The organism is Planktotalea sp. (assembly GCF_965659345.1).
Lineage (GTDB): Bacteria > Pseudomonadota > Alphaproteobacteria > Rhodobacterales > Rhodobacteraceae > Planktotalea.
The window spans coordinates 25,916-43,253 of the sequence record NZ_CBFHVK010000009.1 but is presented as its reverse complement, the minus strand read 5'-3'; the positions used below and the strand labels follow the sequence as shown (position 1 = coordinate 43,253).

Genomic DNA, 17,338 nt, shown 5'->3' with positions numbered 1-17,338 from the left:
CGGCTCCTCAAAAAGGGGCCGGACCAACCTTTTGGGGAAATACTATGCGCTTTGCCGTTATTACAGCGATGTTTATCAGCTTTGCGCAAATGGGTGCCGCCCAAGAACCAATCCTAAAAGCGTATGACGGCAGTTTCGATGATGCGACCTTCGCAGTCGAAAGCGCTATTGTCGGGCAAGGCTTGGTCATTGATTACGTCAGTCACACAGGAGACATGCTTGCACGTACGGGTAGAGACGTTGGCAGCGATGTGACCATTTTCGACGCGTTGGACATATTTTTGTTCTGCTCTGCCGTGGTGTCGCGCGAGGTTATGGAGGAAGATCCCATGAACCTTCAGCACTGCCCTTACAGTATTTTTGTGGCGCAGCGCGACGAGGATGTCATGATCGGGTATCGCCAGTATCCAGACGGTGCGATGCAAAAAGTGCAAAGCTTGCTTGAGGGGATCGTCGCAGAAGCGGTCGATTTTTAAAGTTTTTCCAAAAGCTGCTTTAAAAGACCGAAACCTTTGATTGAAGGGCAGCGTCTAGGTCCTTCATTCTGCATATTCTGTTGCTTTGGAATTATATTCTGGAATGTCCTAACATACTTGGCTTTCGTCCCATTTGGCGCGCTTTTGTTTTTGAAATTCGGGATTATCTACCTACTCACGCGCGCAGGCGCTGCAAAAGAGGTATGACCCATGTTTTTAGAATTTCTCCCATTCGACCTTCCGGTTCAAACGGTCCACGTCATTTTTGGCCTAATCTTGGGCCTTGTCTTTGGTATTGCGGCGCAAATCACTAAGTTCTGTTTACGTCGCGCAGTTGCGGGCGAAGACGGTGCAAATAGTTCAGCAGCGGCAGTTTGGTTGATGGCACTTGCAGCAGCAATTGGCGGGTTTGCTTTGGCGCAGAACTTTGGCCTTGTTGCACTGGAGGATCACCGCTTGCTCGCTTCGTCGGTGCCGGTTCTTGCTATCGTCCTTGGCGGCCTGGCGTTTGGCGTTGGTATGGTGCTGACACGGGGCTGCATGTCGCGTCTGACTGTTTTGTCGGCATCGGGCAACCTTCGTGCGCTTACGGTTATTTTGGTTTTCGCCGTTGTGGCCCATGCGACCCTGAAAGGGGTTTTGGCGCCCGTACGCGTCGCGCTTGGGTCTGTTCAACAGGACTTTGGCATCGCATCGCTGGCTGAGATTGGTGGCATTGCCCCTGTGATCGCATTGACGTTGGTTTTGGGGGCTGCACTTCTGGCGCGTCGCTCGCAAACCTCGTCGATTCAGCTTGCGCTTGGTGCGGTCATTGGCTTGGTTGCTGTTGCAGGTTGGGTCGGCACGTCGGTCCTATTGATGGATGAGTTTGACCCGCTGCCGGTACAATCGGCTGCCTTCACTTTGCCCTGGGCCGATACGTTGTTCTGGAGCATCGCATCCAGTGCGATCCCTGCGGGTTTTGGTACTGGTCTGCTGGGCGGTGTATTTGTCGGTGCGTTCCTAAGCGCTGCGATGCGGAAGGAACTTCAATTGCAAAGCTTTGAAAGCCCAGAGCAAACATTGCGCTATTCGCTCGGCGGCGCTTTGATGGGTGTCGGCGGTGTTCTTGCAGGTGGGTGCACGATTGGTGCCGGTCTCTCTGGAAGTGCAACGCTTAGCATAGCGTCGCTGCTCGCGCTTGGCGCAATCGTTTCAGGTGCTTTGCTCGCGCGTGTCATCTTGCAGCCACGCACGAACGCTTTGACGGCTTAAAACGGGGTTACTCAAACTCCATCTGCTCGTAGACGCGCCCAGCGTTGCGCGTCGCGAGCTCTTCAAACGTATGAAGTCTGGCATAGGCGCTTTGATCGACATAATACGCCTCTGCCAGATCACCGCCGTCCTCGAGGTGAGCGCCGATCACGGTGCGAAGATGGACAAGGTAATCACGGGTATAGCGACGCACTTGCGCCATGTTGGTCGGATGTCCGTGACCAGGGATAACATAGGTGGCGTTCAAGGCTTCAAAACCAGTGTCCCAAGTCTCGATCCAATCATACACAATCGTATCTTCAAAGATTGGCAGCATACGTTCGTGAAAGGCCATATCGCCTGCAATGACCAAGCTTTGCTCTGGTAGCCAGACCTGCGTGTCACCGGGGCCATGCGATGGACCAAGGTGCATCACTTCAATCGTGAAATCGCCCATCGTAATTGTGCGTGGTTCGTCAAACGTTTCGGTGGGTAGGGCTACAAAGGTGCCCTCCGCCTTGTCCCGATTATAGCGTTTCATGTTGGCAAGAATGCTACTGCCACGCTCTTCAAACTCATGCGCTGCATCAACGTGGGCAAGAATAGGCACGCCTTGTTCGGACCAATAGGAATTGCCAAGCATTGCATGGCCTTGGCCGTTCTCATCAATCACCAGCTTAACAGGCTGATCGGTGATCGCTTTGATTTCATCATGGAGCGCTTTGGCAAGGATATAGGCTGCGCCGCCGTTGATAACGATGACACCATCGCCCGTCACGATGAAGCTCAGGTTGTTGTTGTGGCCTGAGTTTTCATAGGTTGGCGGGGCCGTTGCGCCAATTGCAGACCAAACATGCGGAATGACTTCTACGGGCTTGGAATAAAGCGCAGATGCTGGATATTGATCCGCGATATTTTCATCCGCGAGAATCGGTGCAGCAAGGACGGCGGTTAGACAACATGCAACTCTAAACATCACAGCGTTTCCGAGATGAATGTGTAGGCGTCGGTTGTTTTCTCTGCTCGGCCAATTCCACCATTAGGCAGGTGAAACCCGATGACGTCCATTTGTTCCGTGCTCATACGGTCAAGCAACATATTGCGCGTCTTGATCGCGAGGTCTGCATCCTGATCGGAGCCGCTGCGCCAATCCGGCTTGCGAAACGCTACGTGATGATTGCCAATGGCATCGCCTAAAACCATCGCGGCGTTGCTGCCATTTCTCACCTCAAAGGACATGTGTCCGGGCGTATGACCTGGGCTGGACACTGCAGCGATGCCCGGCAGAACCTCTTGCCCGTCATCAAATAAAGTGACCGCATCTTCGATCATTTCCATACGCCGTTTTGCACCCACTGCGAATGCAGCGCGTGCATCGCCGATGGTGTTGACGGTCTCAGGGTTCCACCAATAATCCCATTCTGCTCGACCCATCATATATTCTGCTTCGTAAAACACAGGCTCATCGAAATCATCGAGAAGGCCCCAAATATGGTCTGGATGGGCGTGGGTGAAAAGAACATGAGTGACGTCTTCGGGCGCGACACCGATCGCATCAAGGCTGTCAACGACACTCCCCGCGCTTGGCATAAAATCGGGGCCAGAGCCAACGTCAAAGAGCACTGTGTTCGTTCCGTCCTGATAAAGGGCGAGATTGCATTCTGGGGTAAAGCGTTCGCTTGAGAGGCCGAATTCTTCGATCAATGGTGCAAGTTGATCCTGTGGCATCGTTTCGAAAATGAAATTTGCTGGGAGGACGAGATTACCATCGCTTACGGTGGTCAATGTCGCGGAGCCAAGCGACAGTTCGGCCTTGGCGAGGGTAGGGAGTGCGTTAAGCACAGGCAAGGCGGCTGCGCCCTGAATGAAGGTGCGACGGGTAAATGACATGATTTGCTCCCAATAAATTCTATTACTTGAATGTGAGGGATAAGCCTGTGCAAAGCAAGGCTGGAATTGGTGTAAGCGAAGGGTGCTTTTAGACGACTGCGCTTAGCTGCAAAGAAACGCGCGAATCTGCTTGCCACCAATGCGATCCAGCCATAGTAAGTCCCAGATTTTGACCGCCGCAGACGCCTCTGCGGCCCCTACGACATGGATAAGGACGACATGCAGGTCACCGAAACGCTTAATGAAGGCCTAAAGCGGGGCTACTCCATCACGATCGCAGCTGCAGAGCTAGACGCGAAAGTTAACGAAAAGCTTGAAGAAGCACGCCCAGAAGTCGAAATGAAAGGCTTCCGTAAAGGCAAAGTGCCGATGCCATTGCTGAAAAAGCAGTTTGGCCAGCGCATTCTTGGCGAAGCGATGCAAGAAGCCGTCGACGGCGCGATGTCTGAGCACTTTGAGACATCTGGTGATCGTCCAGCACTTCAACCTGAGGTCACAATGGTTGACGGGGAAACGTGGAAAGAGGGCGACGACGTTAACGTCACAATGTCCTACGAAGCGCTCCCAGAGATCCCTGAAGTTGATTTAGGCAAGATCGAGCTGGAGCGTTTGGTCGCAAAAGCGGACGACGCATCTATCGATGAAGCATTGGCGAACCTTGCAGAGACAGCGCAAGATTTCAATGATCGCAAGAAAGGCTCTAAAGCCAAAGACGGCGACCAGGTTACAATGGATTTCCTTGGCAAAGTTGATGGCGAAGCGTTTGAAGGCGGTGCCGGCGAAGATTTCCCACTCGTGTTGGGCTCCAACCAGTTCATCCCTGGCTTTGAAGAGCAGCTTGTTGGCGTAAAGGCGGACGAAGTGAAGGACGTCACTGTGACGTTCCCTGACCCGTATCAAGCCGAGCACCTCGCAGGCAAAGAAGCGGTTTTCACCTGCACAATCAAAGCAGTGAAAGAGCCGGTTGCGGCGGAAGTGAACGACGAGTTGGCGACAAAGTTTGGCGCAGAAGATTTGAATGCTTTGAAAGAGCAGATCAAAGAGCGTCTTGAAGCGGAATACGTTGGTGCAGCACGCGCTGTCATGAAGCGCAGCTTGCTCGACAAGCTCGATGATGTTGTGTCCTTCGATCTGCCGCCATCGTTGGTGACAGCGGAAGCGGATCAGATTGCGCATCAGTTGTTCCACGAAGAAAACAAGGACATGGATCCGAACGATCACAGCCACGACAAGATCGAGCCAACAGATGAGCACAACTCATTGGCTGAGCGTCGTGTGCGTCTGGGTCTTTTGTTGGCTGAGTTGGGTCAAAAGGCAGAGGTACAAGTGACCGACGCTGAGATGACACAAGCGATGATGAACCAAGCGCGTCAGTATCCTGGTCAAGAGCGTGAGTTCTTTGAGTTCGTTCAGCAAAACCAGCAGATGCAGCAGCAAATGCGCGCACCTTTGTTTGAAGACAAAGTCGTGGATTACATCGTTGAGTTGGCGCAAGTCACTGAAAAAGAGATCAGCAAAGACGATCTTCAAAAAGCCGTTGAGGCGCTTGAAGAAGAGTAAGCTTTACTCTTTGCGAGATTTAGAAAACCCCGCTTGTTTCAGGCGGGGTTTTTTGTTGGCTTAGGGGCATAGTGTTGTCAATTCAGCGATCTCTTGTGGGGTCGCATGTTCGGTGATGTCTTGATCCTCAAAGAAGGGGACGTATTCATCCAACTCAAGCGTTTTGATGAAAACGCTTACCAAAACTTCTGACGGAATTTCCTCTGCCAATCGGCATACTTCAGTGCCCACAGAAATAGATCCGCCGCGTTTGCTTGCCTTTGCAAGTGCAGCTTTGCGTTGATACGTGCGGAACCTATCCAGATCCTCATCTGCAATTTTATAACCATAGAGCGGCGCACCGGCGCGGCGCATCCAAGACGGCAGGTCCGGATTCTCTTGCCGTTCAATGTTAAAGCGCACTGTTTCTGCCGGTTCTGAATCGCTCGCTTTCAGCTTACCAATCAACGCTATGCCATCGGGGCTTGGGCGAAACCCTTGCGGAATGCGCACAGCGACGCGAATGCCCTCGGGCGCGGTCGTCATCGGGTCCACATTGCGCAGCGCCCACATGGTGCGCACTGGAGTCATATCGCAGGCAGCAAGGCCGCCTGCGAGAAACAGCGCAAGAAGCGCCTTGGTGAGTGGTGGTGTCATGTCTTGCTTTGCCTTAGAAGCTCTTGGTGAGACCAAGCGTGATCTTGTCCATTTTAACCGACGTGTTACGCGTTAAGCCGTTGAAAATCTGGTTCTTTTGCCCAAGATCTGTACGCGTAAGATCCAGTCGCGTCGACCAGCCGTTGCCCATTTTCATTTCAGCGCCGATGCCATAGCTCACACCCATTGTGTAGTCTTTCGTGGTTGCTCCGGCACTGCGCACAACCGCGTCAGAGATAGCGACACCCGCTGTGCCATAGAGAAACAGATTTCCCGTGGCAAAACCAGCGCGCAGGCGCGGGTTGACCACAAACTTGCCGTTAAACTCTGTCGTGCCGAGTGCGCCAGTGGTCAAATTTGGAGTGCTCTCAGCCGCTGAAAGGCCGATTTCACCACCCCATATAAGGCCACTTTTGGTGCTGCGATTGAAGCCCGCATAAGCGCCTAGGCTCGCGGCTTGAATTTTGCGCGATTGCGAACCGTTGCCCCCAACAGATGCATTTGTACGCGTGCCGTCAAGGCTCAGGCCCATGTAAAAACCATCCCAAGAGCTGTCCGCAAGCAAGGCGCTCCCGTGCACCGAAACGCAGAGCGCGGCGGCGAGAATTTTAGAGTACTGCATGTCATTCCTCATTGATGTAAGATCGACTGAAATGTCCGATCTGCTTGAAAAAATTATCGTAAAACGATAATTAAAGCAAACAAGATTTTGACTTAGGGATGTGGGAGCTAGGTAAGTCGATGAAACAGAATGATAAAATTATCCGTCTCGCAGGCTTTGGAATGCTGGCAAGTGGCTTTGGCATTGCTGCGCTCTGCGTGCTTTTCGCATCAATGCTGCTTTATCTTTTTGGGTTGATAGAGGGATTCGATTTGCTAAAGGCGTTCGGTATAAGCGACATTGTTGCGTCGTTGGATTTCAAAGGACGCGCGGTGGCAGCGTTTTTTTGGTTGATGACAGATGTTTTAGGGCTGTGGTTGTGCTGCGTGGCATTTACATTGTTCAAAGGGTTTCGCGACTTTGGTGTGTTCACGCTTGAAGCCGCTAAGCGGCTTCGCAAAATCGGATGGATCATTTTTGCGTTTTCACCAGTAATTATCTTGAGCAATGCCTTTGGTACGATGGCGGTGAGTTGTCTTTACAACTGCAACGATTCGATCGAGGACAATGTGCGCTTGAGCGTGTCTTTGGATGACACGAACGTTTATGCAATCGTGATAGGACTATTGATTGTGGCCGTTGGACATATCTTTGTCGAAGCGGTCCGTTTATCCGAAGAAAACGAGGCTTTCGTGTGAGACAGCGGTGCAGCATCTGGGACAGAAGGGTTTGATATGGCGATCATAGTCACCCTTGATGTCATGTTGGCACGGCGAAAGATGCGTTCAAAAGAGTTGGCTGAGCGCGTAGGCATTACTGTGCAAAACGTTTCGCTTTTGAAGTCAGGAAAAGTAAAAGGCGTGCGTTTTGAGACGCTTGAAGCGATTTGCGATGCGCTTGACTGTCAACCAGGCGACATCCTGACCTACGAGGCAGACCCGTAAACAAGGCGGACCTCGGGCTGTCACCGAGGTCCGCGAAACTGGCTTGGGGCACCTTTAGGGGAGTTGTGTGAGTGGCGGCACCCTTCGTCAGCTTAACCCTTAATCATCCATTGTTGCGATGAGCTTCAGCGTCGCTTGCAGCTCATCCATAGTACTAGCTGCGTGCAATTGTTCGCTTAAGTAACTCATGACTGGAGCGGCCGACAGCAGGCTCTGAGCAGCGCTGTCGCCAAACCGTGCAATGGCGTCTTTCTCGTTAAGAAAGACATCGTCATACATGCCGGACCGATCACGCAGGCGATCTACGCGCTCTTTGTTGCAATCCAAAAGTCCAGCCATCGCAGTGACTTTGCCCATCGGTGTCGGCTTGCCAAGATAGTCATATGGCGCATTGCCAGAACGTTTTAAGACACGGTTCATCAACGGGTCAATCACGGCGACTGCATCAGTGACACCAGCTTCCATTGCGTACTCACACGCAGCCACCATGATTTCAGACGTGACATAGCTGATAGAATTCTGCGCGCGCGGACTGCCCGTTGCACTCAAGCGATCAGTATCAACGCATAAACGCGTTGCTTCCCAAATAAGTGGGCTACGCGGCGCAGGTTCACCCTGAAGGATCGCATAAAAGACGTCCGCAAGCATATTTGGGCCAGTCGTCTGCAAAATGCGCATAGAGCCTACAACGTTACCCGACGCGTCGATGCTGACCAAGGTCGTTGGGTTGAGCGTATCAAACATGTCGGTTTCCATGCCGTCTTCAACATTCACGTCCCAGCCGAGCCGGTCTTGAAAGACGCGCGCGCGCAATTTGTAGGTTTGGCTCAGAATGTTTTGAAAATGGTGCGCGTTGATACCATCGATAGATATGATCATGTTTTTGAATTCCCCTAATTCCTAACAACTTATTAACCATTGCAGCATAAGGCGCTATTAGGGGAATCCCGTAGCCGTCATGCGAGAGGCTGATTTTGCTAGGTTGTGAACGGGGGGAAGACGTCAAAGATACCTAGAGCGGACTGACTTTATTTGGGGTGAATAAAGCCCATTCCGATAGCACGCCCAACAGCTTGCGCGGTGCTGAGCGCAAAAAGCTTCGAACGCGCGGATCTTAGGTGGACCTCCACAGTACGTGAGGAGATGGACAGGATGTCACCAATATCCATTTGGCTTTTCCCCGCAGCGGTCCATTGTAAAATTTCACACTCGCGCGATGAAAGCTGCGGCCGCCTAAGAACGTATCCAAGCGTATCGGATTGCATCACAGTATCATGAAGGGACACTGCGGTTGCTTGAAGCTCTGCAATCACGTTTTTGCGTAGTTTTTCCCAAGTGCTTAATGAGCAATCGCGCGTCACACTTATTAGTCCGATTTCACCATACGGGCCGTGGATTGGGATGCTTAAACCTTGATCCTTGATCTTGAAATCGCGCGCATGTTCAAAGACACGGCCAAAATCTTTGTGCGCGCTAAGACGTTGCCAGTCTACCGGCGCGATGGAGCGCATCGATAAATGCAATGTCGGATCTATGTTTTGAAATCGTTGCTCAGCGTAGTGTCTTTTCCACTCATCGTCATATGTCGTGAAGCCAATAACTTGATCTGACACTGTGTTGACTGAGCAATAGGTGGCGTAGTCCAATTCCAATTTTTCGCACAAATCGTGCAGGAAGGATGTGAATCCTGCCTCCGTCTTTTCCAAAGTCGCTAAATCTAGAATTTCCAAAGAATTACTCATCCAAAAGCTTTTTACCAAGCCTTTGGATGGTCTCACGTTATACGTTCCAAAGCAATCGCTGTGGCGATGTTCTGGAAGATTACGCCGTCTCTGTTTCAGACGTCTTAGAAAGAGTACGCAAGAAGGCCAGAACGGCCATCTGTTGTTCAGTCGGAAGTGTCTCAACTAGAGCGAGTATCTCCGATACACGCGCGTCGCTTAATGCATTCATCGGCGTAGTTGAACGAGCGCCTTCTGAGGACGGGGTATCATCTCTGGTCGTCGTACTATCGAGGCCTTGGAAGAAGTATGCGATTGGAACGCCGAGCGTTTCTGCAATGAGCAAAAGCCGGGACGCGCTCACGCGGTTGGCTCCTGATTCATACTTCTGAACCTGTTGAAACCGAACGCCCACGGCCTCCGCAAGTCTTGTCTGTGAAATTTTTAATGCGATGCGGCGACCCTTAATTCTGGCCCCAATTAACACATCCACGTTACTCATTCTATTCACCTTGCTTGCTTGGTTCTTTTGCCCAAAGCGTTGACGTAAGTTACCTTAACGTCATATGGACCGAAAAAGCTCCTAGTTGCAAGCTCTTGTGAGTTATGTGGTTAAGGCTGTGATCCGATTTACGCTCGATTTAGGCGGAATAAGGCTCATGCGTGCAGATAATTATTTAATTATTTCAAACAAAAACAAGGCCGCGAAAAAAAATCGCGGCCCTGTCAAAACATTGTTGATGATACGGTTTACGTTTCGTCAGCTTGATCAGCCGCGGCTTCGGGCGCCGCTGGCGCTGCGTCATCGTCGTCCATTGCTGCGGAACCGATATCGTCGAAGAGTTCTGCGATTTCGAAATCAGCTGCTGCTTCTTCCTCTGCCGCGAGTTCTTGGATGGATTTACCGGAGGCCTGAAGCTCTGCTTCTTCGGTAGAACGTGCAACGTTCATGACGATTTCGGCATCAACCTCTGGGTGCAGACGTACTGTAACTGCGTGAAGGCCAAGCTCTTTGATGGGCGCTTGCAGGATGACCTGCTTGCGATCAACTGAGAAGCCGCCATCTGTTGCAGCATCAGCTGCGTCACGTGTTGTGACAGAGCCGTAGAGGTAGCCAGCATCAGACGCTTGGCGAATCACAACGAACTTCTGACCATCCAAGCGAGATGCCATTTCTTCGGCTTCTTTTTTGGTTTCCAGATTGTTCGCTTCAAGCTGCGCTTTGCGCGCTTCGAAGCTTGCAATGTTCGCTTGGGATGCGGACAGGCCTTTGTTCTGTGGCAGCAAGAAGTTACGTGCGTAACCTGCTTTAACGTCTACAACATCGCCCATTTGGCCGAGTTTTGCGACGCGCTCAAGAAGGATAACTTTCATGTTCGTTCTCCTCTTATTTCACAGCGTATGGCAGAAGCGCGAGGAAGCGGGCGCGTTTGATGGCACGAGCCAATTCACGCTGCTTTTTCGCAGATACTGCGGTGATACGGGACGGCACGATTTTGCCACGCTCAGAGATGTAGCGCTGAAGCAAACGTGTGTCTTTGTAGTCGATCTTTGGTGCATTCTCGCCTGAGAAGGGGCACACTTTACGACGGCGGAAAAATGGTTTTGCAGCCATGGTTTAGGATCCTTTCTTCAGGTTAAATTAGCGACGCTCACGGCGTTCGCCGCGCTCTTCGCGTTTTTGCATCTGGACGGATGGCAATTCAGCATGCTCATCCACTTTGATCGTCAGAACGCGCATGACATCTTCATGCAAACGCATCAGACGCTCCATTTCCTGCACAGCTGGTGCAGGCGCGTCAGAGCGCAAAAAGGCATAGTGGCCTTTCCGGTTCTTGTTGATTTTGTAAGCCATCGTTTTGACGCCCCAATACTCGTGATCAACCAGCTTGCCGCCGTTGTCCGCGAGGACTGTGCCAAAGTGTTCGATAAGGCCTTCTGCTTGCGTGTTGGACAAGTCCTGACGCGCAATCATGACATGCTCATATAAAGGCATGTGTGCTCCATTCATGTATCGGCGCATTTCAAAGACCAGAGCATTAAACTTTCCGCGCCCCGGTCACGAGAGACTGCGCAGTGAAAACGTCCTGCGGAAAGCTTTGGCTCGTTTAGCTGGGATGGGGGAAGGGCGCAAGGGTTGGTGACACGAGTCATGAAACTGTCTTTGGTGTGCCGTATTTCAAACGCATTAACCATCGAAGTTGAACGGGAGCAGTTTAAAAACCAAGGGATTAACCCATGACTTATATTTCTGAACACACAATGATCAAACCGCTGGTCAAAGACCCAAAGCAACGCGAAGTAGGTCCGCTTTTGTCGGAACGTTTGGTGCGCCGTTTCTTTGGACTTGTTTTTGGATTTGCTGCGATTGGCCTATGGCTTTTGCCCAGCGCAAATGAGATTGCTGAAGTGCTTTTGCTGAAAACTGGCTTCACAGCGATCCTATGTTTCTGCTGTATTGTCGCGTTAATGCCACGTTCAACGGACTAACACGGGATTTTATTCGCGCGCTTTGTGTTCATTTGCGCACACGATCTGTTGATCGGCGATGAGTTGCGCGCCTATGGCGGCGGGCTACATAGTGGGACATCTTTCAAATAAGGAGTTGTCTCATGAAATCAGTTCTATTTGCCGCCGCAGTCGCCCTTGCTGGTACAAGCGCTTACGCCGCACCTGAAAAATATATGCTCGACGCGAGCCACAGCCAGATCGTGTTCACATATGATCACATCGGCTTTTCCACGACATACGGCATGTTCTCCGGTTTTGAAGGCGAGATCATGTTCGATCAAGAAGATCCGTCCGCATCGTCTGTGACAGTATCTATGCCAGCAAAGTCGATGATCACTGGCTGGGAACAGCGCCTTGGTCACTTCATGTCACCAGACTTTTTCGACGCATCCGACGATGAAATGATTTCCTTCACATCCACAGGTATCGAAGTCACTGGCGACAGCACGGCCAAAATCACGGGTGATCTTACGTTGAACGACGTTACAAAATCAGTCGTGCTTGACGCGGTTTTGAACAAAGTCGGCCAGCACCCGATGGCGGGTAAAGCTTGGGCAGGTTTCGATGCAACAACAACATTGCTGCGCTCTGACTATGGCTTGGGAGCATTTGCACCAGCAGTAAGCGACGAAGTCAAAGTCATGATTTCTATTGAAGCTGCAAAAGCTGAGTAAGTTTTCAAAGCTTTATTAAAAGACAAAGGCCGCTGAGAAGATCAGCGGCCTTTTTGTATTTGCGTTGGGGTCTTTGGATTATGGACTACGCGTCGCCGTAAGATCGATGTTCACCGCCACTCCAAAGGCGAGCGAGCTTTCGTCAGGCATGTTGTCGCCTATCTTAAAGTCGCGACGATCAAGTGTCAGACGACCGCTCATCGTCGCTTCGTTACCATCGACGCTCAGATCAAAGGGCATCACAACAGGCACTGCATTGCCACGAATGCTCAGCGTGCCCTCAGCGGTGTATCCATCTGCTTGGAACATGAGCTCCGCGTTAAACTCTGCGGTTGGATGCGCTTCGGCATTGAAGAAGTCAGGGCCTAAGGCTTGCCCAGTGACAGACCCCAGGGTCAAAGAACCGATCGAGATAATCGCAGTGACAGACCCATGTGATCCGGGACCTTCTTGCTCTGCGTAGGTGATATCAGCAGTCCAATCTTCAAAGCTGCCGCTCACTTCTGAGCCGAATTGTGTGATGCTCAAGGCCAAGGTGCCGCTATTCACGGTCCAATCGCTTTGGACCTCTTCAAGCTCCGCTACGGGGGCGATTTCGCTGTGGCTGTTGTATATACCGAGAGCAGAGCCAATGCCCATCGCACCGAACCAAACAACAACTGCGGCAACGAGTGGCACTGTTTTGTTCGAGGCATGCGGGGTGCCTGCTTCGGTTTTGCCAGGCAGCATCCGGCGCAGCGTGTCGTCTTTATCAATGAAGTGATGCTTGAGTGCGCCAATAACATGCAAAAGGATCGACACGACTAGGACGCGTTCAAAGACGATGTGCAGGCCTGCAGTAAGAGCCGCGAGTGTTTCGCTTTTTGGGACAAGCGGTAGGTTTTGGCCAAAGGGCCACCAGATTGGCGCGAAACCAGCTGTGGAGGCATGATGAATCCAACCGGTGATTGGAACCAACAGCAACGATCCATAAAGGAGCCAATGAACGAGTTCTGCTAGAAAACTCTCTGCGCGACGCTCAGGATGCAATCCTGCGGGTTTGGGTTGGCTCAGCGCCCAAACGATGCGCGCAAGTGCTAAGAAAAAGGCAGTGATCCCGACAGTTTTGTGCATTGAGAACAAGAAAGCTTTGAAAGCCAGGGCTTCGCTCGTGTCATATGGTAGACCATTCGCGATGATGCCCAAAGGGATGGCTGTCAGGATCAAAAGGACGGTAAGCCAATGAAAGGTTTTAGTGACCGAGCCATAGCTGCGGGCAGTGTTTGAGGCGGACATATGGGGCTCCAATGTCATATAATACAAATACATAACGCGCAGCGCGCGCGCTTTATTCGACTTTACAGTGAACAACCTAGGGCCGCAGTCTTTTTAATAAAACAATTGATGTGCAAAAATGCAGGCAGACTTGCGGTGCAAGCACTGTGGGTTTAGAGCGCAAGAAGCTAATTTCAGGAGACGTAAGATGATCAAAGCCTTTGTATTCCCGGGTCAAGGGGCGCAATCCATCGGTATGGGCAAAGCGCTGGCAGAGACGTATCCCGCCGCGAAGGCCGTGTTTGATGAAGTTGACGATGCTTTGGGTGAAAAGCTGAGTGCGTTGATCTGGGAAGGCGAGCAGGATGAGCTGACGCTGACGCAAAACGCGCAGCCCGCGCTTATGGCGATGTCTTTGGCCGCGTTACGCGCGCTGGAAGCAGAAGGTGTGGCGATCACTGATGCCTCTTTTGTGGCCGGCCATTCGCTTGGCGAGTATTCCGCGCTTGCAGCGTCTGGTGCGCTGAGCATTTCGGACACAGCGCGATTGTTGCGTACGCGTGGCAAAGCAATGCAAGAAGCCGTGCCCGTAGGCGTTGGTGCAATGGCGGCCTTGCTTGGCTTAGACTTTGAAGCGGCACAAGCCGTCGCGAGCGAAGCCGCGCAAGGCGAAGTCTGCCAAGCAGCGAATGACAATGATCCGGGGCAGGTTGTGGTGTCTGGTCATCTTGGTGCGGTAGAGCGCGCTTTGGTGATTGCGAAAGAAAAAGGTGCCAAGCGCGCAGTGATGTTGCCTGTCAGCGCACCATTTCACTGTGCTTTGATGGAGCCAGCAGCGCGTGTAATGTCAGAGGCATTGAATGCAGTCACGATTAATGCGCCTGCGGTGCCAGTCGTGGCGAATGTGCGCGCTGAAGCTGTGAGCGATCCTGATTTGATCCGAAAGTTGTTGATTGAGCAAGTGACAGGTTCTGTGCGCTGGCGCGAAAGCGTGGGTTACATGGCCGCACAAGGGGTCGACACCATTTGGGAAGTCGGCGCAGGCAAAGCGCTTGCTGGTATGATCCGTCGGATCGAACGTTCCATTACTTGCAGCGCTGTCGGAACGCCTGAGGACATCGCAAAGCTAGAGCGTTAAGCGCTTTAGCTATTCATTCTGCAGCGATTGCGGCCGCGTGTGCTGGCCTGACAGGGCGCACGGGGCGCTTTGGCCGCTCCGCTCGCGGTACTCTTGGCGTATCTAAACTGGCGTTCTGAGGGACGCGTGCTGTTGCTGACAGATGTGGCGCGATCTTTTTGCGAATGTCCGATGGCGTATCTTGCATGCTTATCACCGCCAGTGGGATGTTGGCTTTTGCAATGGCTTGCTGCACAATGGCTTTGTCTTGTCCGATGCCCGCTTGGGCCGACACTGTGCTTGATACGTCCAGTGCGAGAAGGCATCGGCCTGTGCGATCAAACACGCCGAAATCTACAAATTTATCCTGAATGGCGCGTAGTCCATGTGCGCGTTCTGCGCCGACAGCATCTGCGCTTGGTTGTAAAAGGGCGCTCAGCGCAGTGCGCGCCATGATCATATAGCCTGCGCCGAATTCATTAAGCACAGATTGAACGAGGACGCGCGTGCGTGCTTCATCGGGTGTCAGGGCAGGGCGTGAACTGAAAGAAATAGCGCTGACGTCTTGAAGTTGTTGTGCAGGCGTGCGCGTCGCAGGCTGTTCTGAAGCTTCGTTTTGTTGCTGAACATCTGGTGTTACAACTGGGTCTGGGATCATCGAAGTAAACTCGCTCGCTTGATCCAGTAGGGGGCTCTGTTCGAAGCTTGCAGGCGCTGTTTCATTGGTATGCGCGTGATCTGCTTCGCCAACATAGGGTGTCGGCATAAAGAGGCCAACGTTCTTTACCGCGGCTTTGCGGCGTTGTTTCAGTTTCTTGAGCGCGAAAAGAGCGACAACAATTCCGCTTACACCATAAAAGATGTATTCAGGATTCTGTTGAAACATCAGATTATTCTTCAACACAGGAATATGTTGCAACACGATTGAGGGATCAGAATACTCACTGGCAAGATTGGTCAGGGAGCGTGTGAAGCTTTCGATCTGTTGTTGAATCATCTGGTGGCCTCAATCATAAAGTAAATTCGCGTATGAAGTATTGCGAACACGCTATAATTGAATTTTGCCGAAAGCTGGGCGAGGGTGTGAAAACTCTGGTCGCACAAGGAACGGCATAGTTTCGGCGGCGTTTTGCCGAAAATTTTGCATGATCGGCATAGATTGACCGAAAGCAGTATAGCTTCATTATTGCTGCACAATGGAAACACAGTGTCGCCAATTTTGACGTTGAGAATTAATCAAAGTGCAGCCACGCTGCGCGTGAGGCAATTTTATAAGGGTGGTAATAATGAATAAGCGCGCATTTTTGTTAGGATTGTCAGCTGTGAGTTTGTCTGGGTGCGGCATGTTTCGCCGCTCGGAACCGGTTCCTGTGGCGCGCGAAGGTTTTGTTGTGCGTGAAGCACCGGTACCGCAAACCAATATGACTGCGTTTTTGCCTGAGGGTGACACGATCTTTCTGTCCGGTTCCATCAATGAAGACACCGCAGTTGGTTTTGCATCGGTGCGCGAGGCTAATCCTGATGCGCGCCGTTTGGTGATGCTTGAAGCAGATGGTGTTGCGGGTAGCCCAGAAACGCTCGCCTTTGGCCGTGCGGTGCGCGAAGCGGGATTTAGCACGCATTTGCGCAATGATAGCGTGATCAGCGGCGGTGCAGTGGATGCGTTTATTGGTGGCACACAGCGCACTATGGAAGATGGTGCCGTCATTGCTGTGAAATCAGGTCAGGATTTTGAAGCACATAAAGCGTTCGCCACTGAAATGGTGGGCGGTGATGGATATGCGCGCTTTGCGCAAGAATTTGGGCAACGGCGCCGTCCTCGGGCGATGACAATTGCTGAGATTGGCGCTATGGGAATCGTGAGTGCCAATGTTGGCAACGTTTTAGAGACAAACTAACGCCGCCTTCTTTCTCGCGAAGGTGCGCAGAAAGAAGGACACTCTTATGTTCGATTTGACAGGAAAGAACGCGCTGATCACAGGTGCGTCGGGCGGAATTGGTGCTGATATTGCGCGTGCTATGCACGATGCGGGCGCGAGCGTCGGTTTGTCGGGTACGCGCGTTGAGCCGTTAGAGGCCTTGGCGGCCGAGCTTGGTAAGCGTGCTTATGTTCTGCCTTGTAACCTATCTGATCTGGACGCCGTTGCGGAATTGCCCAAACAGGCAACAGAGGCGATGGGCAGCGTTGATATCTTGGTTAACAATGCTGGCATCACACGCGACAATCTTTTCATGCGCATGTCTGATGATGAATGGCAGTCTGTTCTCAATGTGAACCTGACTGCGACGATGAAGCTTTGCAAAGGTGTGATGCGCGGCATGATGAAGGCACGTTGGGGCCGGATCGTGAATATTTCGAGCATTGTCGGGGCGACGGGCAATCCGGGTCAAGCGAACTACGCGGCGTCCAAAGCCGGTATGATCGCGATGGGCAAATCGATGGCCTATGAAGTAGCGACTCGCGGAATCACTGTAAATGCGATTGCGCCGGGGTTCATCGAAACCGCGATGACGGACAAGCTTAACGATGACCAAAAGGCTGCTATCTTGGGGCAGGTTCCTGCGGGGCGCATGGGCACGCCGAATGAAATTGCCGCTGCTGTGATCTATCTTGCAAGCAATGAGGCGTCTTATATGACGGGGGCAACGTTGCATGTGAATGGTGGCATGGCGATGCTATAAACGGATTACCTAAGGGCAAGCGATTGTGTTTGCCTTGTG

Annotated in this window: 22 protein-coding genes; 10 read left to right on the top strand and 12 right to left on the bottom strand. The window is 52.0% G+C overall.

The annotated features are described in order from the left end of the window. Positions 1 to 68 precede the first annotated feature (68 nt). Entirely contained in the window at positions 69 to 476 is a 408-nt protein-coding gene (locus ACTG3Z_RS08905; RefSeq protein ID WP_439142792.1) for a DUF302 domain-containing protein, read from the top strand. A gap of 210 nt (positions 477 to 686) precedes the next feature. Continuing rightward, positions 687 to 1,730, top strand: a complete 1,044-nt coding sequence (locus tag ACTG3Z_RS08900; RefSeq protein ID WP_439142642.1) for a YeeE/YedE family protein — start codon at positions 687 to 689, stop codon at positions 1,728 to 1,730. A gap of 7 nt (positions 1,731 to 1,737) precedes the next feature. On the opposite strand, the gene ACTG3Z_RS08895 is transcribed toward ACTG3Z_RS08900, so the two are convergent. After that, the gene (locus ACTG3Z_RS08895) at positions 1,738 to 2,685 is read right to left on the bottom strand and encodes an MBL fold metallo-hydrolase (protein ID WP_439142640.1); all 948 of its coding nucleotides are present in this window, start codon (positions 2,683 to 2,685) and stop codon (positions 1,738 to 1,740) included. Beyond that, on the bottom strand, positions 2,685 to 3,599 hold the full coding sequence (locus tag ACTG3Z_RS08890) for an MBL fold metallo-hydrolase (RefSeq protein ID WP_439142638.1): 915 nt from the start codon (positions 3,597 to 3,599) through the stop codon (positions 2,685 to 2,687). The genes ACTG3Z_RS08895 and ACTG3Z_RS08890 overlap by 1 nt, the downstream gene beginning before the upstream one ends. Positions 3,600 to 3,818: 219 nt before the next feature. Here ACTG3Z_RS08890 and tig point away from each other — a divergent pair, with 219 nt between their 5' ends. Continuing rightward, positions 3,819 to 5,159 (top strand): trigger factor, encoded by a 1,341-nt coding sequence (gene tig, locus ACTG3Z_RS08885; RefSeq protein WP_439142791.1) that lies wholly within the window; start codon positions 3,819 to 3,821, stop codon positions 5,157 to 5,159. Positions 5,160 to 5,219: 60 nt separating this feature from the next. Here the strand turns inward: tig and ACTG3Z_RS08880 are convergent, their stop codons facing one another. Further along, positions 5,220 to 5,795, bottom strand: coding sequence for a hypothetical protein (locus tag ACTG3Z_RS08880; protein ID WP_439142637.1), 576 nt, complete (start codon positions 5,793 to 5,795; stop codon positions 5,220 to 5,222). Between the two features lie 13 nt (positions 5,796 to 5,808). Then, positions 5,809 to 6,417: an outer membrane beta-barrel protein gene (locus ACTG3Z_RS08875; protein WP_439142635.1), complete on the bottom strand. Its 609-nt coding sequence runs from the start codon at positions 6,415 to 6,417 to the stop codon at positions 5,809 to 5,811. 119 nt (positions 6,418 to 6,536) lie between these two features. On the opposite strand from ACTG3Z_RS08875, the gene ACTG3Z_RS08870 reads away from it, so the two are divergent. Both ACTG3Z_RS08870 and ACTG3Z_RS08865 read left to right on the top strand, forming a co-directional pair. After that, positions 6,537 to 7,094: a DUF2975 domain-containing protein gene (locus tag ACTG3Z_RS08870; RefSeq protein ID WP_439142633.1), complete on the top strand. Its 558-nt coding sequence runs from the start codon at positions 6,537 to 6,539 to the stop codon at positions 7,092 to 7,094. Between the two features lie 36 nt (positions 7,095 to 7,130). Then, the gene (locus tag ACTG3Z_RS08865) at positions 7,131 to 7,340 is read left to right on the top strand and encodes a helix-turn-helix domain-containing protein (protein WP_439142632.1); all 210 of its coding nucleotides are present in this window, start codon (positions 7,131 to 7,133) and stop codon (positions 7,338 to 7,340) included. A 99-nt stretch (positions 7,341 to 7,439) separates the two neighbouring features. On the opposite strand, the gene ACTG3Z_RS08860 is transcribed toward ACTG3Z_RS08865, so the two are convergent. The 6 genes from ACTG3Z_RS08860 to rpsF form a co-directional block, all read right to left on the bottom strand. Beyond that, the gene (locus tag ACTG3Z_RS08860) at positions 7,440 to 8,219 is read right to left on the bottom strand and encodes an acyl-homoserine-lactone synthase (RefSeq protein WP_439142631.1); all 780 of its coding nucleotides are present in this window, start codon (positions 8,217 to 8,219) and stop codon (positions 7,440 to 7,442) included. 149 nt (positions 8,220 to 8,368) lie between these two features. Beyond that, complete coding sequence (locus tag ACTG3Z_RS08855; RefSeq protein WP_439142629.1) at positions 8,369 to 9,082, bottom strand: autoinducer binding domain-containing protein; 714 nt, start codon at positions 9,080 to 9,082, stop codon at positions 8,369 to 8,371. Positions 9,083 to 9,161: 79 nt separating this feature from the next. Then, complete coding sequence (locus ACTG3Z_RS08850) at positions 9,162 to 9,563, bottom strand: helix-turn-helix domain-containing protein (RefSeq protein ID WP_439142627.1); 402 nt, start codon at positions 9,561 to 9,563, stop codon at positions 9,162 to 9,164. A 248-nt stretch (positions 9,564 to 9,811) separates the two neighbouring features. Then, the gene (gene rplI, locus ACTG3Z_RS08845; protein WP_439142626.1) at positions 9,812 to 10,435 is read right to left on the bottom strand and encodes a 50S ribosomal protein L9; all 624 of its coding nucleotides are present in this window, start codon (positions 10,433 to 10,435) and stop codon (positions 9,812 to 9,814) included. A 13-nt stretch (positions 10,436 to 10,448) separates the two neighbouring features. Continuing rightward, positions 10,449 to 10,676 carry a 30S ribosomal protein S18 gene (gene rpsR / locus ACTG3Z_RS08840; protein ID WP_005608650.1) on the bottom strand — a complete coding sequence of 76 codons (228 nt, stop codon included), beginning with the start codon at positions 10,674 to 10,676 and terminating at the stop codon, positions 10,449 to 10,451. A gap of 27 nt (positions 10,677 to 10,703) precedes the next feature. Beyond that, a complete protein-coding gene (gene rpsF, locus ACTG3Z_RS08835) occupies positions 10,704 to 11,057 on the bottom strand; it encodes a 30S ribosomal protein S6 (RefSeq protein WP_439142625.1) in 354 nt (117 codons plus the stop codon). A gap of 242 nt (positions 11,058 to 11,299) precedes the next feature. On the opposite strand from rpsF, the gene ACTG3Z_RS08830 reads away from it, so the two are divergent. Both ACTG3Z_RS08830 and ACTG3Z_RS08825 read left to right on the top strand, forming a co-directional pair. Continuing rightward, positions 11,300 to 11,551: a hypothetical protein gene (locus tag ACTG3Z_RS08830; RefSeq protein WP_439142624.1), complete on the top strand. Its 252-nt coding sequence runs from the start codon at positions 11,300 to 11,302 to the stop codon at positions 11,549 to 11,551. A 122-nt stretch (positions 11,552 to 11,673) separates the two neighbouring features. Next, positions 11,674 to 12,246, top strand: coding sequence for a YceI family protein (locus ACTG3Z_RS08825; RefSeq protein ID WP_439142623.1), 573 nt, complete (start codon positions 11,674 to 11,676; stop codon positions 12,244 to 12,246). Positions 12,247 to 12,324: 78 nt separating this feature from the next. On the opposite strand, the gene ACTG3Z_RS08820 is transcribed toward ACTG3Z_RS08825, so the two are convergent. Next, a complete protein-coding gene (locus ACTG3Z_RS08820) occupies positions 12,325 to 13,521 on the bottom strand; it encodes a cytochrome b/b6 domain-containing protein (RefSeq protein WP_439142621.1) in 1,197 nt (398 codons plus the stop codon). Positions 13,522 to 13,708: 187 nt separating this feature from the next. Between ACTG3Z_RS08820 and fabD the strand changes: the two genes are divergently transcribed. Next, on the top strand, positions 13,709 to 14,638 hold the full coding sequence (gene fabD / locus ACTG3Z_RS08815) for an ACP S-malonyltransferase (RefSeq protein ID WP_439142619.1): 930 nt from the start codon (positions 13,709 to 13,711) through the stop codon (positions 14,636 to 14,638). A gap of 13 nt (positions 14,639 to 14,651) precedes the next feature. Here the strand turns inward: fabD and ACTG3Z_RS08810 are convergent, their stop codons facing one another. Beyond that, on the bottom strand, positions 14,652 to 15,614 hold the full coding sequence (locus tag ACTG3Z_RS08810; RefSeq protein ID WP_439142617.1) for a hypothetical protein: 963 nt from the start codon (positions 15,612 to 15,614) through the stop codon (positions 14,652 to 14,654). Between the two features lie 289 nt (positions 15,615 to 15,903). Between ACTG3Z_RS08810 and ACTG3Z_RS08805 the strand changes: the two genes are divergently transcribed. Both ACTG3Z_RS08805 and fabG read left to right on the top strand, forming a co-directional pair. Further along, positions 15,904 to 16,515, top strand: a complete 612-nt coding sequence (locus ACTG3Z_RS08805) for a hypothetical protein (RefSeq protein WP_439142616.1) — start codon at positions 15,904 to 15,906, stop codon at positions 16,513 to 16,515. Positions 16,516 to 16,561: 46 nt separating this feature from the next. Continuing rightward, positions 16,562 to 17,299 carry a 3-oxoacyl-[acyl-carrier-protein] reductase gene (gene fabG / locus ACTG3Z_RS08800; RefSeq protein WP_439142614.1) on the top strand — a complete coding sequence of 246 codons (738 nt, stop codon included), beginning with the start codon at positions 16,562 to 16,564 and terminating at the stop codon, positions 17,297 to 17,299. The last annotated feature ends 39 nt before the right edge of the window (positions 17,300 to 17,338 follow it).

Bases quoted from the DNA above. Each gene is read 5' to 3' on its own strand.
- ACTG3Z_RS08895 (WP_439142640.1), bottom strand. From the start codon at position 2,685: ATGTTTAGAGTTGCATGTTGTCTAACCGCCGTCCTTGCTGCACCGATT.
- ACTG3Z_RS08875 (WP_439142635.1), bottom strand. From the start codon at position 6,417: ATGCAGTACTCTAAAATTCTCGCCGCCGCGCTCTGCGTTTCGGTGCAC.
- ACTG3Z_RS08865 (WP_439142632.1), top strand. From the start codon at position 7,131: ATGGCGATCATAGTCACCCTTGATGTCATGTTGGCACGGCGAAAGATG.
- rplI (WP_439142626.1), bottom strand. From the start codon at position 10,435: ATGAAAGTTATCCTTCTTGAGCGCGTCGCAAAACTCGGCCAAATGGGC.
- ACTG3Z_RS08850 (WP_439142627.1), bottom strand. From the start codon at position 9,563: ATGAGTAACGTGGATGTGTTAATTGGGGCCAGAATTAAGGGTCGCCGC.
- ACTG3Z_RS08830 (WP_439142624.1), top strand. From the start codon at position 11,300: ATGACTTATATTTCTGAACACACAATGATCAAACCGCTGGTCAAAGAC.
- rpsF (WP_439142625.1), bottom strand. From the start codon at position 11,057: ATGCCTTTATATGAGCATGTCATGATTGCGCGTCAGGACTTGTCCAAC.
- fabD (WP_439142619.1), top strand. From the start codon at position 13,709: ATGATCAAAGCCTTTGTATTCCCGGGTCAAGGGGCGCAATCCATCGGT.
- rpsR (WP_005608650.1), bottom strand. From the start codon at position 10,676: ATGGCTGCAAAACCATTTTTCCGCCGTCGTAAAGTGTGCCCCTTCTCA.
- tig (WP_439142791.1), top strand. From the start codon at position 3,819: ATGCAGGTCACCGAAACGCTTAATGAAGGCCTAAAGCGGGGCTACTCC.
- ACTG3Z_RS08870 (WP_439142633.1), top strand. From the start codon at position 6,537: ATGAAACAGAATGATAAAATTATCCGTCTCGCAGGCTTTGGAATGCTG.
- ACTG3Z_RS08825 (WP_439142623.1), top strand. From the start codon at position 11,674: ATGAAATCAGTTCTATTTGCCGCCGCAGTCGCCCTTGCTGGTACAAGC.
- ACTG3Z_RS08820 (WP_439142621.1), bottom strand. From the start codon at position 13,521: ATGTCCGCCTCAAACACTGCCCGCAGCTATGGCTCGGTCACTAAAACC.
- ACTG3Z_RS08805 (WP_439142616.1), top strand. From the start codon at position 15,904: ATGAATAAGCGCGCATTTTTGTTAGGATTGTCAGCTGTGAGTTTGTCT.
- ACTG3Z_RS08890 (WP_439142638.1), bottom strand. From the start codon at position 3,599: ATGTCATTTACCCGTCGCACCTTCATTCAGGGCGCAGCCGCCTTGCCT.
- ACTG3Z_RS08880 (WP_439142637.1), bottom strand. From the start codon at position 5,795: ATGACACCACCACTCACCAAGGCGCTTCTTGCGCTGTTTCTCGCAGGC.
- ACTG3Z_RS08810 (WP_439142617.1), bottom strand. From the start codon at position 15,614: ATGATTCAACAACAGATCGAAAGCTTCACACGCTCCCTGACCAATCTT.
- fabG (WP_439142614.1), top strand. From the start codon at position 16,562: ATGTTCGATTTGACAGGAAAGAACGCGCTGATCACAGGTGCGTCGGGC.
- ACTG3Z_RS08860 (WP_439142631.1), bottom strand. From the start codon at position 8,219: ATGATCATATCTATCGATGGTATCAACGCGCACCATTTTCAAAACATT.
- ACTG3Z_RS08900 (WP_439142642.1), top strand. From the start codon at position 687: ATGTTTTTAGAATTTCTCCCATTCGACCTTCCGGTTCAAACGGTCCAC.
- ACTG3Z_RS08905 (WP_439142792.1), top strand. From the start codon at position 69: ATGTTTATCAGCTTTGCGCAAATGGGTGCCGCCCAAGAACCAATCCTA.
- ACTG3Z_RS08855 (WP_439142629.1), bottom strand. From the start codon at position 9,082: ATGAGTAATTCTTTGGAAATTCTAGATTTAGCGACTTTGGAAAAGACG.